This window comes from Cyanobium sp. Tous-M-B4 (genome assembly GCF_024345395.1).
In the GTDB taxonomy this organism is placed as follows: domain Bacteria; phylum Cyanobacteriota; class Cyanobacteriia; order PCC-6307; family Cyanobiaceae; genus Cyanobium_A.
Genome location: NZ_JAGQBA010000001.1, coordinates 236,817 through 252,609 on the forward strand (window position 1 = coordinate 236,817; position 15,793 = coordinate 252,609).

The 15,793-nt window shown below is 63.3% G+C and carries 17 protein-coding genes; 8 read left to right on the forward strand and 9 right to left on the reverse strand.

All coding sequences use genetic code 11. The features are described 5' to 3' along the window. Positions 1-4 precede the first annotated feature (4 nt). Positions 5-1,594 (reverse strand): DEAD/DEAH box helicase, encoded by a 1,590-nt coding sequence (locus KBY73_RS01225; protein ID WP_254935291.1) that lies wholly within the window; start codon positions 1,592-1,594, stop codon positions 5-7. A 74-nt stretch (positions 1,595-1,668) separates the two neighbouring features. Between KBY73_RS01225 and KBY73_RS01230 the strand changes: the two genes are divergently transcribed. Then, on the forward strand, positions 1,669-2,091 hold the full coding sequence (locus KBY73_RS01230; protein ID WP_254935292.1) for an HNH endonuclease: 423 nt from the start codon (positions 1,669-1,671) through the stop codon (positions 2,089-2,091). Here KBY73_RS01230 and KBY73_RS01235 read toward each other — a convergent pair. Beyond that, complete coding sequence (locus KBY73_RS01235) at positions 2,037-2,249, reverse strand: hypothetical protein (protein ID WP_254935293.1); 213 nt, start codon at positions 2,247-2,249, stop codon at positions 2,037-2,039. The two genes, KBY73_RS01230 and KBY73_RS01235, sit on opposite strands and share 55 nt — an antisense overlap. Before the next feature lie 123 nt (positions 2,250-2,372). Here KBY73_RS01235 and KBY73_RS01240 point away from each other — a divergent pair, with 123 nt between their 5' ends. Further along, positions 2,373-3,299, forward strand: coding sequence for an SDR family oxidoreductase (locus tag KBY73_RS01240; RefSeq protein ID WP_254935294.1), 927 nt, complete (start codon positions 2,373-2,375; stop codon positions 3,297-3,299). Between the two features lie 108 nt (positions 3,300-3,407). After that, a complete protein-coding gene (gene pdxA, locus KBY73_RS01245) occupies positions 3,408-4,433 on the forward strand; it encodes a 4-hydroxythreonine-4-phosphate dehydrogenase PdxA (RefSeq protein WP_254935603.1) in 1,026 nt (341 codons plus the stop codon). A gap of 18 nt (positions 4,434-4,451) precedes the next feature. Here pdxA and accB read toward each other — a convergent pair whose 3' ends face one another. Both accB and efp read right to left on the reverse strand, forming a co-directional pair. Next, positions 4,452-4,931, reverse strand: coding sequence for an acetyl-CoA carboxylase biotin carboxyl carrier protein (gene accB, locus KBY73_RS01250; protein ID WP_254935295.1), 480 nt, complete (start codon positions 4,929-4,931; stop codon positions 4,452-4,454). A 5-nt stretch (positions 4,932-4,936) separates the two neighbouring features. Next, on the reverse strand, positions 4,937-5,497 hold the full coding sequence (efp, locus tag KBY73_RS01255; RefSeq protein WP_106632504.1) for an elongation factor P: 561 nt from the start codon (positions 5,495-5,497) through the stop codon (positions 4,937-4,939). 114 nt (positions 5,498-5,611) lie between these two features. Here efp and KBY73_RS01260 point away from each other — a divergent pair, with 114 nt between their 5' ends. Beyond that, complete coding sequence (locus tag KBY73_RS01260; RefSeq protein ID WP_254935296.1) at positions 5,612-6,715, forward strand: peptidylprolyl isomerase; 1,104 nt, start codon at positions 5,612-5,614, stop codon at positions 6,713-6,715. 67 nt (positions 6,716-6,782) lie between these two features. Here the strand turns inward: KBY73_RS01260 and gap are convergent, their stop codons facing one another. Beyond that, positions 6,783-7,805, reverse strand: coding sequence for a type I glyceraldehyde-3-phosphate dehydrogenase (gene gap / locus KBY73_RS01265; protein WP_254935297.1), 1,023 nt, complete (start codon positions 7,803-7,805; stop codon positions 6,783-6,785). A gap of 191 nt (positions 7,806-7,996) precedes the next feature. On the opposite strand from gap, the gene murC reads away from it, so the two are divergent. The 3 genes from murC to KBY73_RS01280 are packed head-to-tail and all read left to right on the forward strand — an operon-like array spanning position 7,997 to position 10,751. Next, positions 7,997-9,457, forward strand: a complete 1,461-nt coding sequence (gene murC / locus KBY73_RS01270) for a UDP-N-acetylmuramate--L-alanine ligase (RefSeq protein WP_254935604.1) — start codon at positions 7,997-7,999, stop codon at positions 9,455-9,457. 5 nt (positions 9,458-9,462) lie between these two features. After that, the gene (gene murB / locus KBY73_RS01275) at positions 9,463-10,374 is read left to right on the forward strand and encodes a UDP-N-acetylmuramate dehydrogenase (protein ID WP_254935298.1); all 912 of its coding nucleotides are present in this window, start codon (positions 9,463-9,465) and stop codon (positions 10,372-10,374) included. Positions 10,375-10,409: 35 nt separating this feature from the next. Beyond that, positions 10,410-10,751 (forward strand): YbaB/EbfC family nucleoid-associated protein, encoded by a 342-nt coding sequence (locus KBY73_RS01280; RefSeq protein WP_254935299.1) that lies wholly within the window; start codon positions 10,410-10,412, stop codon positions 10,749-10,751. Here the strand turns inward: KBY73_RS01280 and rsgA are convergent. The 4 genes from rsgA to grpE are packed head-to-tail and all read right to left on the reverse strand — an operon-like array spanning position 10,726 to position 13,874. Continuing rightward, positions 10,726-11,823 (reverse strand): ribosome small subunit-dependent GTPase A, encoded by a 1,098-nt coding sequence (gene rsgA / locus KBY73_RS01285; protein ID WP_396096372.1) that lies wholly within the window; start codon positions 11,821-11,823, stop codon positions 10,726-10,728. The two genes, KBY73_RS01280 and rsgA, sit on opposite strands and share 26 nt — an antisense overlap. Continuing rightward, on the reverse strand, positions 11,813-12,073 hold the full coding sequence (locus KBY73_RS01290) for a sulfurtransferase TusA family protein (protein ID WP_254935300.1): 261 nt from the start codon (positions 12,071-12,073) through the stop codon (positions 11,813-11,815). Before KBY73_RS01290 ends, rsgA begins: the two co-directional genes overlap by 11 nt. Next, positions 12,070-13,185: a molecular chaperone DnaJ gene (dnaJ, locus tag KBY73_RS01295; RefSeq protein WP_254935301.1), complete on the reverse strand. Its 1,116-nt coding sequence runs from the start codon at positions 13,183-13,185 to the stop codon at positions 12,070-12,072. The genes KBY73_RS01290 and dnaJ overlap by 4 nt, the downstream gene beginning before the upstream one ends. Continuing rightward, positions 13,185-13,874, reverse strand: coding sequence for a nucleotide exchange factor GrpE (gene grpE, locus KBY73_RS01300; RefSeq protein ID WP_254935302.1), 690 nt, complete (start codon positions 13,872-13,874; stop codon positions 13,185-13,187). The genes dnaJ and grpE overlap by 1 nt, the downstream gene beginning before the upstream one ends. 88 nt (positions 13,875-13,962) lie before the next feature. Between grpE and KBY73_RS01305 the strand changes: the two genes are divergently transcribed. Further along, positions 13,963-15,792, forward strand: a complete 1,830-nt coding sequence (locus KBY73_RS01305; RefSeq protein WP_254935303.1) for a GspE/PulE family protein — start codon at positions 13,963-13,965, stop codon at positions 15,790-15,792. Position 15,793: the final 1 nt, after the last annotated feature.

Genomic DNA, 15,793 nt, shown 5'->3' on the forward strand with positions numbered 1-15,793 from the left:
AGCCTCACCAGCGACCCATCAGGTCTCGCATCATGGCCGGCAAGCTGCGGCGCTCCAGCAGCTGGGAGCGGCGCTGCAACAACACGGCGATGCGCTCGGCCTTACTGGCCAGTAAGCCGTCCACCAACTGGTCGGCAACGCCCAGCTGCAGCCAATGGCTGGTCAGGCAGGCCCCCATGCCAATGCGGTGACAGCGATCTTCTGCCTGTTCCGCATCCCCTGGGGTCCAAGGGCGCTCCATTAGCACCACATGCCGCGCCCGGTGCAGGGTGAAGCCCAGGCCCCCGGTGCCATAGGTAGCGATCAGCAGGGAATGGTCACCGCGCTGAAAAGCATCAACCTGGGCCTGGCGCTGGGCCGGCGGCAGGGCGCCGGTGAGGACACAACTGTCTTCAAAACTGCGGTGCAACAGCTCAGCCGTAGCCACGAAGGCCGTAAACACCACCACCGCCTCGCCCTTCGCCAGCAACGGTGCCACCAGGGCCCGGGTGGCTGGAAGTTTGTAATCGGAGCCGATCTGGCGCAGGGCCGTGAGCACGGCCAGCACCTCGGCATCGCGGCGCACCTCACCGAGGGCAGCCCGACGGCGATAGTCGTCAACCTTGACCTGCAGCCGGTGCTGAAAGCCGCGGGCCGAAGGCTCATCAAGCTCCACGGGCCAGAGCTGGCGCCGCTTGGGGGGCAGGTCGAGGCAATCCTGCTTACGCCGATGCAGCACCAAGGGCCGCACCAGCCGCTGCAGGTCTTCCAAGTGGCTGGCCCCATTCGCCTGCCAGAGGCGCCGTCCGCCCTGCTCGCGCCAATGACCCTGGCAGAAGAGTTCTTCAAAGGCCCGTTGATCGCGAGCCAGGGGGTGGCCGATCGCCGCCAGCAGGGGAAATAACTGGGCTGGGCGGCCATTTTTCATCGGCGTGCCGGTCAGTAGCCAGATGGCTCGCAGCCTGGGGTGGCGAGCCAGGCGCAGCAGCCCCTGGCTGCGGCGGGTATGGCCGTTTTGGGCGAAGTGGGCCTCATCGGCGATCAGCACGGTGCCGGCGGGCGGCAAGGCGTCGGGAAGCCGGGCCCAGCTGTGCAGCTCCAGATGCAGGCCAAGGCTGGCCGCCTCACCCTGCCAATGGTCGTGCAGACCAACCGGGGCAATCACCAGGATGCGGCAATCGGCTTGGCGCACCATGGCCCGGGCCGCCATCAGGGCCGTGAGCGTCTTACCCAAGCCCATGGCATCCGCCAGCACGGCGCCGCGACGGGCCAGCAGCCAGCGCACCGCGGCCCGCTGATGGGCAAAGAGGAGCCGGCCATCCAGCAGGGGCTGCTCCAAATCTGCCGACGCCACCAACTGCCGATGGGGCGGCAGGGGGGGCAGGGGCTGCTCCAGCCAGGCGAGCCACTGGGCCAGCTCGGGCTGCACAGGAAACCGGCCTGCCAGAGCGTGCTGCAAGGCGGCGGCAGCTTCTAGGGGAAATGACCAGCAACGCTGCCGACCCGACCAACTCCCCCGGGGGCGGATCGCCCGCAACTGGGCCTGGGTAACCGCGTCGTAGGGGCTAACTACCTCAATCAAACCCGTCGCCCCCAGCCGCAGCAGACAGCGCATCCGCGGAAGTGCAATCGTCGACACATTGACACCCCAGGTGGTGGGGGCAAACTTTGGTCAACCGAGTCGCGCTGATGCAGACCAGGGATGGGGTGTTCCTAGAGGATCTCTGTCCCAAATTGCGCGTCAGACGCTGGCGCCAATCCCTACATCGCATCACCGACCAACACTGCATTTACTGCGGTGAGCGCTCGGAATCAATCGACCACGTGCACCCCCAGAGTCGGGGCGGGCTCAGTGTCACCGAGAACTGCGTGCCAGCCTGTCTGGCCTGTAATGGCGATAAGGGAGATGCGGATGCCTTTGCCTGGTATCGGCGGCAGCCCTTTTACGACCCCCGCCGCTCCATGGCGATTCGTGCCTGGACCGATGGAGACCTGCGCCTAGCGATGCGGCTGCTGCAGTGGGTACATCCCGGCCAATTGGAAGAACTGGTGGAACCTCACCAGACCCGGCAGGCCTCGGCGCCGTTGTGGCGCTGGCAGATGGCCTCCTGAACCTGAGGTCCCTCAGGGGCAACCACCAAAGCCAGCAGCAGCAGCACCCCCGCCAACACCGCCGGCACGGCGATCTCACGACGACTGGAGCGGGACCGTTGCCTTGGGGAGACCGGCGTCTTAGAGATTGGTGCCGGGAAGTCAAGAGCAGCACGCAAGCCTGGCGCAATGGAGCTTGCGGAACGAGAACCTGTAACAGGAAAAGCTGAGACCGTAAAAGCTGGGACCGTGAAAACCGAGACCGTCATGGCGATCATTTCAGGAATAATACAGGTGTACTCATGATCCGGGCACTTGTCAAGCCCGCCCGCCAACTGCTGGTTATCGGCGGCGGATTCACGGGCCTGCGGCTTGCCCAGGCCGCCCAGCGCAGCGGCATGGCGGTTCGCCTCACCAGCCGCCAACCACGTTCCAGCAGCGGCGGCCTGGAGTGGCTCCCCTTCAACAGCTCTTCAGACGGCGTCTCCCTGCCAGCCCCTGGCGCCCTGGCCGGCATCACGGATGTGGTGGTTTGCGTGCCCCCGGATCCAGACCAGGGCGATCCGGTGCTGCGCTTACTAGGACCAAGCCTGCAAGAGCTGCCCCTGCAATGGCTGGGCTATCTCTCCACCACCGGCGTCTATGGCGACACCGCTGGGGCCTGGGTTGACGAAACCGCCCCAACCCCAGCCAGAGCCGGCCGTAGTCAGGCCCGGCTGGCGGCGGAGCAGGCGTGGCTGGCTACAGGGCTACCCGTGCAAATATTCCGGCTGCCAGCCATCTACGGACCCAACCGCTCGCCATTTGCGGCCCTGCAAGCGGGGCAGAGCCGTCTCATTCACAAGCCCGGTCAGGTGTTTTGCCGGGTACATGTCGACGACATCGTCGGCTGCCTGCTGCACTGCCTGGCCCGGCCGCAGGGGGAGCGCCCGACCGTGGTCAATGTGACCGACAACTGCCCCTGCCCCTCCAGCGAGACCCTGGGCTATGCGGCCCACCTACTGGGGCACAAACTGCCAGCAATGGAGCACTACACCGAGATCGCCGGCAGCATGAGCCCCATGGCCCGCAGCTTCTGGAGCGAAAACCGGCGAGTCAGCAACCAGCTGCTGACCCATCAGCTGGGCTACGAGCTGCGCTATCCCAACTACCGGGAGGGCTACCGGGCCTGCTTAGTGGAGGAGCTAGGTGGCGGGCAGTCCCGCAGATCCCCGGGATCAACCACGTAGGGCAGGCCCAAATCAGCCAGCAACCGCCCCCAACGCAGCTCGATCCAGCCCTTGCTGAGCCCCGTGCCCAGACCCAGCAACAGACCCCCCAACAACAACCAGCGCAGCATGGGCTCCACCACAAGCGGCCAGGCCCCATCCAACCCCACCCCAGCCCGGCTTGCCATTGCCTTAGGGGATCCTGCCGGCATCGGCGCTGAGGTAACTCTCAAGGCCCTGGCCAGAGAGGAATGGCGCTCCCAGCAGCCCCTACTGGTGGGTTGCCGCCGCTGGCTGGAAACCAGCTATCAGCTGCTCAAGCCCAGCAGCAGGGAACCGCTGCGGGATCCGGCAGAGCTGGAAATTGTCGATCTACCCCTAATGGAGAGCTGCCAGCAAGGACGCAGCACCCCGGCCTGCGGAGCAGCGAGCTTCAACTGGCTCACCACCGCCGTCGAGCTGGTGCAAAGCGACCGCTGCCGGGCCTTGGTGACAGCGCCAATCGCCAAGGCCAGCTGGCACGATGCCGGCCACCCCTACCCGGGCCAAACCGAGCGGCTGGCGGAACTCAGCGGCAGCCCCGAAGCCTCGATGCTGTTTACCGCGCTAGCACCCGCGGGCCACTGGCGCCTCAACACCCTGCTGGCAACCACCCACATTCCGCTAGCCGCCGTACCCCAACATCTCAATGGAGCCTTGGTGCAACGCAAGCTGGATAAGCTCCTGGCCTTCTGCCAGCGCTTTAACCCAGCCCCCCACCTAGTGGTGGCAGGACTCAATCCCCATGCCGGCGAGGCGGGGCGCCTGGGGCAGGAGGAGAGCGCCTGGTTGGAGGCAGCACTGGAAGCCTGGCGCCGCCAGCATCCAGAGGTGCAGCTCGAGGGGCCGTTACCACCAGACACCTGCTGGCTTAGCGCAGCCGCCGCCTGGCAGGGCCCCAGACCAGGCCCTGATGGCTACCTGGCGCTGTATCACGACCAGGGACTGATCCCGGTGAAATTGCTGGCCTTTGATGCCGCCGTCAACACCACCTTGGGGTTGCCGTTTTTGCGCACATCACCAGATCACGGCACAGGCTTCGCGATCGCTGGCCAAGGCCTAGCCAGGGCCGACAGCATGGCGGCTGCCCTGGTTACGGCAAGGGATCTGGGCTGAGGATTCCAGCGCAACCGATCAGGCCGGCCGCACCCGCATCAACACCTGACCGAATTCCACGGGGGTACCGTTTTCCACCAGGATTTCAACCACCTCACCGCCCACCTCAGACTCCAGCTCATTCATCAGCTTCATTGCCTCAAGAATGCAGACGGTCTGGCCGACTTTGATGCGGGCACCAACTTCCACAAATGGCGCTTCGCCAGGGGCCGCAGCCCGATAGAAGGTGGCCACCATCGGTGCTGTGACCTCAAGCAGGTCGCCGCGGCTGGCAGCAGCCGGTGGCGGTGGAGCCGAGGGTGCAACGGGCAGGGGGGCCGCTGCCTGCAGCACTTGGGCCGGTGCGGCACTGGCCTGAAAAACAGTCGTGGGAGCTGCACTGGGAAGGTTGCGACGCACCTCCAAGCGGAAGTCGTCTCCTTCGAGCTTCAACTCCTGGATGTCGCTCTCGCCAAGCAAGGCGAGAAGGTGCTGAAGCTGGTCGTGGTTGAGCTGCATGGCGATCAGTTCTCCCTGCCCAGATAGCTGTCGGTACGAGTATCGATCTTGATTTTCTCGCCGATCGACAGGAACAGGGGCACCATCACCTGGGCTCCCGTTTCAACGATCGCAGGCTTGGTGCCGCCGGTGGCCGTATCGCCCTTAACGCCCGGATCGGTCTGGGTGATCGCCAGCACTACCGAGTTGGGTAGTTCCACCTCCAAGGGTTTGCCGTTCCAGGCCACCACGTTCACCTCCATGCCCTCTTTGAGGTACTTGCGGCTGTCACCAATCTGTTTGGCCGTCAGCCGGGTTTCCTCGTAGCTGCCCATGTCCATGAACACGTAGTCGTCACCCTCCATGTAGGTGTGCTGGAGGGTGCTCTTTTCGAGAATGGCTTGGGGCAGCATCTCGCCGGCGCGAAAGGTCTTCTCCACGACGTTGCCGCTCTGCACCGCCTTGAGCTTGGTGCGCACGAACGCCGATCCCTTGCCGGGCTTGACGTGCAAAAACTCAACGACCCTCCAGACCTGGCCATCCAGCTCAATTGAGGTACCGGTTCGAAAGTCGTTGCTGGAGATCATTCCGGCGGTTCAGATCTGGGGGATTGTAAGGCTGGCTACCGGAACGGGCCTCTACGGGACCATTCCGGAGGCCCTGAAGTTGTGCCAAAGTCCGCTCAACGACAGGGTGTTGCCATGGCACGGGGCCAATCCAGCTGGGCGAATGGCTCAACGTGGGCGCGCTGGTTTGCTGGTGTGGCCAGCTTGATGCTGGTTGTGCTGCTCGCTGCCCCCACCGCCTGGGCTGCCCTGCCCCAGGGCAACGCCGTAACCGACCCGGCAGCGCTGCTGCGCAATGCCTTGCCAATCAAGGCCCCCGACCTGCAGGAGCTTCAGCATCGCCTCGAGGCCACCAGCGACGACCTGCGCGCTAAGCGCTGGCCAGCCCTAGCCAGCTCCGTGCGGCGCTGCATTTCCCTACTGGGCAGCCGCAAGGCAGCCATGCTCGAAGGCTTCGATGCCACAGCGAAAACCGAGGCCACAGCTCTGCTGGAGCAGGTCGGAGAGCAACTGCAAGTGCTCGCCGCCGCCACCGAAAGCCAGGAGCGCGACCCCTTCCTGGCAGCCCGCCGTGAGGCCCTCAACAGCATCGGCAAAGCCGAAGACCTGCTGGTGGGGCCGTTCCCTTATCAAATTCCGGCTGAATTTGCCGATTTGCCCAGGCTATTGGGCCGGGCAACCGTGCAGCTCACCACCACTAAAGGCGACCTAACCGCAGTTGTAGACGGTTACAACGCGCCCCTCACCGCCGGCGCCTTTGTTGATCTGGTGCAACGCGGCTTCTACGACGGACTGCCCTTCATTCGCGCCGAAGATTTTTACGTGCTGCAAACCGGCGATCCGGAGGGCCCAAATGATGGCTACATCGACCCGAAAACCAAAACGGAGCGCAAGGTGCCGCTAGAGATCAAGGTGCCAGGCCAGAGCGAGCCCTTCTACAACCAAACCTTCGAAGACCTCGGCATGTTCAAGGCCGCACCAGAACTGCCCTTCTCCACCAAGGGCACCCTGGGCTGGGCCCACTCCGATGAAGTGCTAGACGACGGCTCCTCCCAGTTCTTCCTCTTCCTGTTCGAACCTGAACTGACCCCTGCCGGCCTAAACCTGATCGACGGCCGCTATGCCGCTTTTGGTTATGTAGTGGATGGCTTTGATGTTCTTGAAGAACTCACCGCTGACGACGGCATCGTCAAAGCACGAGTGCTATCAGGATCCGAAAATCTCCAGCCCCACAGCTGAACTTGCAATCTCAGCATTAAAAAAGCCGCCCTTGAGGGCGGCTTAAGAGTTGGACGTTTGGCTCAGCTCACTTCCATTGCTTGGCAACAATTTCAGCCAGATCAACAACCCGCTGGCTATAACCCCACTCATTGTCATACCAGGCGATAACCTTCAACATGTTGCCGCCCATTACAAGAGTGAGCTCAGAATCAATGATCGTTGATTCGTCAGTACCGGCATGATCGCTGGAAACCAAAGGTAGATCGCAATACTTAATGATGCCCTTCATGGCATTTTCCGATGAAGCCTTCAATAGGGCATTCACCTCCTCCTTGGTGGTGTCGCGGCTGATATCAAGCACCATGTCAACCACCGAGACGTTCGGGGTTGGCACTCGCATAGCGATACCGCTGAGCTTGCCCTTCATCGGCGGATAGACCAGCGCCACAGCCTGGGCCGCGCCGGTACTTGTAGGCACAATATTGACCGCAGCGGCCCGGGCACGACGCAGGTCGCGGTGGGCCGCATCCAAGATGCGCTGGTCACCGGTGTAGCTGTGGGTGGTCGTCATCGTGCCCTTGACGATGCCGAATGCTTGATCCAGCACCTTCACCACAGGAGCCATGCAGTTGGTGGTGCAGCTGGCGTTGCTGAGAATGTCCCAATCTTCGTGGCGGTATTGATCGGCGTTAACGCCCACCACAAACGTGCCAACTTTTGCGCCCTTGCCAGGTGCCGTGAGAATTACCTTTTTGGCACCAGCCTCGAAGTGCTTACTGGCGCCAACATCGTCGTTAAACACGCCGGTGGACTCAATCACCAGATCAACGCCCCATTCCTTCCAGGGAAGGTTGGCGGGATTGCGGTCGTAGAAGGTTTTGATCGTCTTGCCGTTGAGGACGATCGTGTCCTCGGTGGTGGTGACTTCCACGCCCCGCAGGGGGCCGAGCATGGAGTCGTACTTGAGCAGGTGGGCCATGGTGTTGGTGTCACCGGAGCCATTGATGCCCACCAGTTCGATGCCGGTGTTGGCCCCACGGCTCAGCCAGCAGCGGGTGAAGTTGCGACCGATCCGGCCAAATCCATTAATCGCAACGCGCAGAGTCATGGCCGATCACGGCAAAAGCCGCTAGCGAAGGTGGTTTTGGCTGCAGATCATACAGAAATTGATCCGGTCTCCCCTCTTGCAGGAAGGGCGCACGCCGAGGACCATGCGCAAACGCGCAGCATCTCGTAAAGGTTTTCGGGCTGTTGTCAGCTTAATTTTGTGATCACCTGAACCCTGATTTGGAGTTGCGTTTGGCGCCCCTGCTCGATCGTCACCAACCGCTCCACTTCATTGGGGTTGGCGGCATCGGCATGTCTGCCCTAGCGGGGATCCTGGCGGAAAGGGGCTACGCGGTAAGTGGCTCCGACCCCAGGGAAAACGCCGTGATCGACCGCTTGCGGCGTCTGGGGGTGCGGGTGTTTTTGGAGCAGAATGCCGCCACGGTTGCTGCTATTCGCAGTGGAACCTCGGTCTCACCTCAAGTGGTGATTAGCTCCGCCGTACCAGAGACCAACCCGGAGCTCCTGGAGGCCCGTCGCATGGGCCTGGCGATCTGCCACCGCTCCGACGTGCTGGCCGCCCTGATCAATAGCCAGGACTCCATCGCCGTAGCCGGAAGCCATGGCAAAACCACTACCAGCACCCTGATCGCCACCCTGCTAGCGGCCACCCAACACGACCCCACCGCGGTGATAGGCGGGATCGTGCCCGCCTTTGGCAGCAACGGTCGCCATGGCGAGGGCAGGCTGCTGGTGGCGGAGGCGGATGAATCGGACGGCTCCTTGGTGAAATTCCGCTCATCCCTCGGCGTGCTCACCAACGTCGAACTCGACCACACGGACCACTACCCCGACCTCGAAGCCCTGATCACCACCCTGCAAAGATTCGCCGGCAACACATCAAGGCTCCTGGCAAACCACGACGACCCGGTGCTGCGCGAGCGGTTCAAAGCCAGCCATTGGTGGTCGATCGAAAGCGCCGCAGGCGTCTCCTTTGCAGCGATTGCCCAAGAGCAAAGGGGTGACGGCACCGTTGCCGACTTCTTTGAATACGGTGAACTGGTGGGCCGCTTTGAACTGCCCTTGCCCGGTCGTCACAACCTCAGCAACGCGGTTGCGGCCATGGCCGCCTGCCGGCTGGAGGGGGTTTCATTTGCCGAGCTGAGCGAAGCGGTAGCCGCCCTCCAGGCCCCAGGACGGCGCTTTGATTTCCGCGGTTTGTGGCAGGGCCGGCTGGTGGTCGACGACTACGCCCACCACCCCAGCGAGGTGGCCGCAACCCTGGCCATGGCCAGGCTGATGGTGGACAGCGGCCGCAGCGCCCTGCCCGTGGCGCCACGGCGTTTAGTTGCAGTGTTTCAGCCCCATCGCTACAGCCGCACAGCCCAGTTTCTGGACGGCTTTGCAGCGGCCCTGTCGGAAGCCGATTCCGTGCTGATCGCGCCCCTCTACGCCGCTGGTGAAGCGCCGATTCCAGGCATCTCCAGCGCCGCCATGGCCGAGGCGGTGCGGCAGCTGGCACCCAACCTGCCGGTAGCGGTGGCAAACACTCTCGACGAGCTCGCCGCCCAGGTGGCCGCCAAGAGTCAAGAGGGTGATCTGGTGATCGCCATGGGTGCAGGGGACGTCAACAGCCTCTGGGAACGCCTCGAACAGCACCAGCAAGCAGTTGACAGCGCCATCGCTGCCTCTGCAGCCCCCCTGGCGGCCTGAGCCTGATGATTGCGGCCCCTAGCTGCCACCCTGGCCTACGCCAAGGGGTTGGGCTTCAGCCCTTCACCACCTGGAAGGTGGGAGGACCAGCGGAGTGGTTTGCCGAGCCTGGAGACCGCGATGAGCTGATTTCTCTGGCGGCCTGGGCCCGGGCCCAGGGCCTGTCCTTGCGCTGCATCGGCGCAGGCTCCAACCTGCTGATCGCCGATAGCGGCCTGCCCGGCCTCACCATCTGCAACAGGCGGCTACAGGGGAGCCGGCTCGACGCCGCCAGCGGCCTGGTGGAAGCGGAAGCCGGAGAACCGATCCCCACCCTGGCCCGCAAAGCAGCCCGGCTTGGCCTGAGCGGCCTGGAGTGGGCCGTGGGCATCCCAGGCACCGTGGGGGGCGCGGTGGTGATGAATGCGGGCGCTCAAGGCGGCTGCACGGCCGAATGTTTGCACTCGGTGCGGGTGCTGGACCCTGCCAATCCCGCAACGTCCTTCGAGCTGGAAGCCCGGGAACTGGACTTCGCCTATCGCCACAGCCGCCTCCAGGCGGAGACCTGGATCGTGCTGGCAGCCACCTTCCAGCTGGAGGCCGGCCACGACCCCGCAGCCATCACCTCGCGCACCAGTGCCAATCTGCACAGCCGCACCAGCACCCAGCCCTATCAACAGCCCAGCTGCGGCAGTGTTTTTCGCAACCCAGAACCACAGAAAGCGGGGCAGCTGATCGAAGCGCTGGGCCTAAAAGGACTGCAGATCGGTGATGCCCAAGTTTCGCCAATCCACGCCAATTTCATCGTCAACATTGGCCAGGCCAGCGCCAGTGACATCGATGCCTTAATCGCAGAAGTGCAACGCCGGGTGCTGGCCAGCCACGGCCTGACCCTCCACCCTGAGGTAAAGCGGCTGGGTTTCGGCCCGGAGCACTAGCTGCCCCTTAGCCTGAGCCGAGCAACTTCTAGGGCATGGCTGGCTTCGGACTCCCCAACTTCGGTCAGCTCACCGAGGCCTTCAAGAAGGCCCAGGAGCTGCAGCAAAACGCCCAGAAGCTCCAGGAAGAACTTGATGCAATGGAACTGGAGGGCCGCAGCGCCGACGGCCGGGCCAGCATCTGGCTCACGGGCAACCAGCAACCGCTGCGAGTACAACTGGCCCCCGAACTGATCGCCGAAGGGGCTGCCGCCAGCGAGGCCGCCGTGCTGGATGCATTGCAAGCCGCCTACGAGCTGTCCACCGGCACGATGAAAGGCCGCATGGAAGAGCTCACCGGTGGCCTGAATCTCAATCTGCCAGGTCTAGGCGGCTGAAATCCGTCGTTTTTCCAGTGCCAGCCTGGCCGTCCTCTTCCCCATCCAGCAGCTGCTGACGCTGGCGACGCCGGGAGAGCTGCCGCAATCCGGGCGCCAGGCGGGGCTCTAGACCCTGACCGCGGCGCCGCAGCCCCGACCCGTCTGGGGAGTCCGCAACCCAGCCCGTTCGCTCGCCATCCAGCAGCAGGTCGCTCAGGCACTGGGCATAAAGGGGGTACCGCTCCCAATCGGAGCCAACGGCGCAGCCGGGGTCGCCCTGGTGCAAGCAATTGCTGAAGCGGCAGCAGCCCAAGCCCAGGCGTTGCCGAATCTCCGGGAACAGGGGGCCTAAGGCAAAGGGGTCGGAAGGCAGCCGCGGCCTATTGAATCCAGGCGTGTCGGCCAGCAGGGCTCCGGGTGCCAAGGGGAAAAGCTCCACGTGGCGGGTGGTGTGGCGGCCCCGCTGCAGCCGCCCTGACACCGCCGCCACCCGCAGGCCCAGCTCGGGGCAAAGACCGTTGAGCACGCTGCTCTTCCCCACCCCAGAAGGTCCACAAAGCACCGCGATACCTGGCTGGGCCAGCCGCTGCAGCAAAGGCTCCATGCCCTCGCCACTACTGGTAGATACCGCCAGGGCGTCGTAACCCCAGGCAGCAGCTCGCTGGCACCAACTGGCCACCTCGTCAGGCGAAACCAGATCCGCCTTGGAGAACAGCAACTGCACCGGCCGGCCCGTCGCCTCAGCCGTCAACAAAAAGCGTGTGAGCTGGAGCAGGTCCAGCTCTGGCTCCGCCAGCGCCACCACCACGACCACGAGGGCCACGTTGGCCACGGCGGGCCGCTCAAGCAGGCTCTGACGCGGCTCCAGGGCCGCCACAGCCGCCCGGCCAGCAGGCCAGTCGATGCCATCCACCCAGACGCGATCGCCCACGGCGATGGTTTGGCCGCTTTTGCCAAGGCGGGTGCGCCGGGTGCACAAAAGTCGACTCAGGCCGGTGGGCCCTACCTGATCCAGTTCCACCCAGCAGTAATTGGCCAGCAGAGCCACCACCTGCCCCATTAGGCGCAATCGCCCAGGCTCAACCCCCATGACAACGAACCTGCAGCCGCACGGCCCCTTGTTGCTCCGGGTGATCGCAGCAGGTAACTCCATGACCTGAGCTCTCCAGCCCCTGGGTCACCTGCTGCTGGGGCTCTCCCCGATCTAGGTCCACCTGCAGGATCTGGCCAGGAAGCAAACGCTCCAGGGCCAGCTTGGTGCGAATGAAGTTGAGCGGACAAGCAATGCCACGCAGATCAAGCTGGGCATCTGGGTTGCCGTCTGCCCAACCGGCGCTCAACCGAAGAGGCCCCCAAACAAACCGCTCTTATGGGGATGCTTGTGGCCCTTGCTGGTGTGGTGGCCGGCCAGCTGCTCCAGCAACTCCCGCTCCTCAGCATTGAGCTTGGTGGGCAGCTGCACCTTGATGCTGACTAGGTGGTTGCCTCGGGCCACCGGATTGCCCAACTTGGGCACCCCCTTGCTCTGCAGGGTGAGAACCGCTCCGGGCTGGGTGCCAGCTGGAATCTCTAACGACTCCTGGCCGTCCACCGTGTCTACCTCGATGGTGTCGCCCAAAATGGCCTGGAGGTAATTGAGCGTCACCTCCGAGTGGATGTGGATGCCATCGCGGCGCAAGCCGGCAGCCGATTGAACGCTTAGGAACACATAGAGATCGCCGGCGGGTCCACCCCGCTGGCCCGCATTGCCCTCATTTGCCACCCGCAGCCGGGTGCCGGAATCAACCCCAGCTGGGATGTTGATGCGCAGCTTTTTACGCACCTGCTGCAGACCCTGGCCACCGCAGGCGCCGCAGGGGTCGGCAATCACCTGGCCGCTGCCCTCACAGGTGGGACAAGCCGCCACCTGGGTAAAACTGCCGAATGGGGTGCGAGTGGCCCGACGCACCTGGCCGGCGCCGCCACAGGTGCCGCAGCTTGTGGGTCCACTGCCCGACTTGGCACCGGAGCCCTGGCAGGTGCTGCAGGTTTCGAGATGCCGAATCTGCACCTCCTTCTCGATACCAAATACCGCCTCTTGGAAGTTGATGGTGAGGTCGAGGCGCAGGTCATCGCCTTGACGGGGACCACGCCGCCGCGGACCTGCTCCAGCACCCGCCCCCCCAAAGCCACTGAAGAAGGTCTCAAACAGGTCGGCAAAGCCGCCCATGTCGCCCATATCAGGCGCGCCGCCGCCACCTAGACCCGCCTCACCAAACTGGTCGTAACGGGCGCGAGTCTGGGGATCGCTGAGCACCTCGTAGGCCCGGCCGATCTCCTTGAATTTGTCTTCAGCCCCAGGATCTTTGTTGACATCCGGGTGGTACTGCCGGGCCATCCGCCGGTAGGCCCGCTTCAAAGTGTCTGGATCGGCGTCGCGGGCGGTGCCGAGCAGGTCGTAGTAGTCGGCCATCAGCCGTCCTGCTCCTCAGCCTGGCCATTCTCAGCTGCTTGGCAGCCAGCAGCTTGGGAGCCTGCAGTGACGGCGCCGGAACCAGGCCCCATCGACACTTTGACCAGGGCGTGGCGCAGCACCCGACCATTTAAGTGGTAGCCGCGCTGCAACTCCTCGATCACTACATCTTCGGCATGGGTCTCGCTGGGTTCACGCAAAACCGCCTCATGCAAGCTGGGATCGAAGGGTTCACCCTCTACACGCATTGGTGAAACCCCCAGCTGCTTGAACACATCCACCAGCTGCTTGTAGAGGCCCTGATAGCTGCGATGCAACGCCTGAGCTTCCTCGTGCTGGGGATTCAACTGCTGCCTTGCCCGGTCGAAGTTGTCGACCACCGGCAAAATTTCACCCAAAGTGGAGCAGGTGATCTGGAGGCGTAGGTCTTCGCTGTCGCGGCTTTGGCGCTTGCGGAAGTTGTCGAAGTCGGCAGCCAGGCGCATGTATTGGCCGTTGAGGCCCTCATGCTCTGCCTTGAGTGCAGCCAGCTGGCCAGCCAGATCGGAACCCTGATCAGAAATCTGGTCAGAGCCTGCCTCCTGGCCTGCCTCAATCTCCGGAGTAGCCGGAATCTCGCTGGGATCAGCTGCCTGGGGCGCCCCAGCTCCCAGGTTGCTGTCACCGCTCATCGAGGTGTCACCGCTCATGGCTGACAAGGTCGGACTTTGGTTCTAGACATGTTGAAGCTCAAGGCCTACCTCCCACAAGCGGCGGAAGCCCGCACCTTCTGGCTCCATGACCCTCACCCCTTCCCGCCCCGTCCCTGAAGCCAGCAGCGAAGAGCAGCAGCGTCTAGAGGTTGAGCTACTGATTGGTGAGCCGGTGCTGCAAGCAATCGAGTTGCAGGCCCTTGGTCAAGACTTACTTTTTACGGGCAAAGGGCTGCCAGAGGCGCGCTGGCGCGAACTGGGCGCCTTGCCCCTTCAAGAAGCCAATGGAAGATTGGTAGTTGCCGTACCGAGCAACTGGGGGCCCCAGCAACGCCAGAATTTAAGTGAGGAATTGCAACGTGCCGGCTTCAACGCGGAGCTGAAGTTGGCCTTAGCGACAAATCTCACAACTGCGCTCACGCCAAAAGCACCAACTCCTTCTCCCGCAGCCTCCAGACCAGCCCAACCACGACCACCTGCAAGCTTTAACGCCCCCCGCTCCTTAACCAAAGACCTAGGCATCCCGGGCACCTCCGAAGGACAGCGGCAAGAGGTCGCCGATGTCGAAGATCTGGAGATCAATGCGGCAGCTGCCAGCAGCAGTGCCAATGCGTCACCAATCGTCAGCTTGGTGGACCGGATCCTGATCGAGGCTCTTACCTCTGGAGCCAGTGATATTCACGTGGAACCCCAGGAAAACACCCTGGAAATCCGCTTTCGCCTCGACGGTGTACTGCAGAAGCACTTTGAGGATCTGCCAAAGAGCCTGACGCCGGCCGTGACATCACGCATCAAAATCATGGCGGAGCTGGACATCGCCGAACGGCGATTGCCTCAAGACGGCCGCATCAGGCGCATGTTCCGCGGCCGCAAAATGGATTTCCGGGTTAGCACTTTACCCAGCCGTAACGGTGAAAAAATATGCTTGCGCCTACTCGACAGCGGCGCCACCCAGCTCGGCCTGGAAACCCTGATCACCGATGCGGATGCCCGCAGAACCCTGCGGGAGCTTGGATCTAAGCCCTACGGAATGATTCTGGTAACGGGCCCGACCGGCTCGGGCAAATCGACCACCCTCTACGCCCTACTGGCTGAGCGCAACGATCCAGGCATCAACATTTCGACGGTTGAAGACCCAATCGAATACACCCTGCATGGCATCACCCAAACCCAAGTAAACCGAGAGAAGGGGCTCGATTTCAGTACGGCGCTACGTGCCTTCATGCGCCAGGATCCCGACGTTTTGCTGGTGGGAGAAACCCGCGACCTGGAGACCGCCAAAACGGCGATCGAGGCCGCACTTACCGGCCACCTAGTGATGACCACCCTGCACTGCAACGACGCAGCCAGCGCCATCGCCCGCCTCGATGAAATGGGTGTGGAGCCCTTCATGGTGAGCGCATCCCTGCTGGGCATCGTGTCCCAGCGGCTGCTGCGACGGGTGTGCTCGGCCTGCCGAATCAGCTACACCCCCAACCCGGAAGAACTGGCGCGTTTTGGTCTTTTGAGTAGCCACGAAACCGAGGTGACCTTCTTCAGGGCCAACACCCAGAACCGCAACCAGGAAGGCTGCTGCCCTGCTTGCAACGGTGCGGGCTACAAAGGAAGGGTTGGAGTTTACGAAATCCTGCGCATGACGGACACCTTGGCAGCAGCTGTCGCCAAGAGGGAAACCACCGATGTACTGCGACGAATGGCGCTTGAAAACGGCATGAAAACCCTTTTGGGCTACGGGCTGCAGCTAGTGCGCGAAGGTCACACAACCCTGGCCGAGGTCGAACGGATGCTGCTCACTGATTCGGGGCTGGAATCAGAACGCCGCTCCAAGTCACTGAGCACCCTCACCTGCAGCAGCTGCGGCGCCGGGCTCCATGACGATTGGCTCGAATGTCCCTACTGTCTAACCAGCCGCTGAG

Bases quoted from the DNA above. Each gene is read 5' to 3' on its own strand.
- KBY73_RS01225 (WP_254935291.1), bottom strand. From the start codon at position 1,594: ATGCGCTGTCTGCTGCGGCTGGGGGCGACGGGTTTGATTGAGGTAGTT.
- KBY73_RS01230 (WP_254935292.1), top strand. From the start codon at position 1,669: ATGCAGACCAGGGATGGGGTGTTCCTAGAGGATCTCTGTCCCAAATTG.
- KBY73_RS01240 (WP_254935294.1), top strand. From the start codon at position 2,373: ATGATCCGGGCACTTGTCAAGCCCGCCCGCCAACTGCTGGTTATCGGC.
- pdxA (WP_254935603.1), top strand. From the start codon at position 3,408: ATGGGCTCCACCACAAGCGGCCAGGCCCCATCCAACCCCACCCCAGCC.
- accB (WP_254935295.1), bottom strand. From the start codon at position 4,931: ATGCAGCTCAACCACGACCAGCTTCAGCACCTTCTCGCCTTGCTTGGC.
- efp (WP_106632504.1), bottom strand. From the start codon at position 5,497: ATGATCTCCAGCAACGACTTTCGAACCGGTACCTCAATTGAGCTGGAT.
- KBY73_RS01260 (WP_254935296.1), top strand. From the start codon at position 5,612: ATGGCACGGGGCCAATCCAGCTGGGCGAATGGCTCAACGTGGGCGCGC.
- gap (WP_254935297.1), bottom strand. From the start codon at position 7,805: ATGACTCTGCGCGTTGCGATTAATGGATTTGGCCGGATCGGTCGCAAC.
- murB (WP_254935298.1), top strand. From the start codon at position 9,463: ATGATTGCGGCCCCTAGCTGCCACCCTGGCCTACGCCAAGGGGTTGGG.
- KBY73_RS01280 (WP_254935299.1), top strand. From the start codon at position 10,410: ATGGCTGGCTTCGGACTCCCCAACTTCGGTCAGCTCACCGAGGCCTTC.
- rsgA (WP_396096372.1), bottom strand. From the start codon at position 11,823: ATGGGGGTTGAGCCTGGGCGATTGCGCCTAATGGGGCAGGTGGTGGCT.
- dnaJ (WP_254935301.1), bottom strand. From the start codon at position 13,185: ATGGCCGACTACTACGACCTGCTCGGCACCGCCCGCGACGCCGATCCA.
- grpE (WP_254935302.1), bottom strand. From the start codon at position 13,874: ATGAGCGGTGACACCTCGATGAGCGGTGACAGCAACCTGGGAGCTGGG.
- KBY73_RS01305 (WP_254935303.1), top strand. From the start codon at position 13,963: ATGACCCTCACCCCTTCCCGCCCCGTCCCTGAAGCCAGCAGCGAAGAG.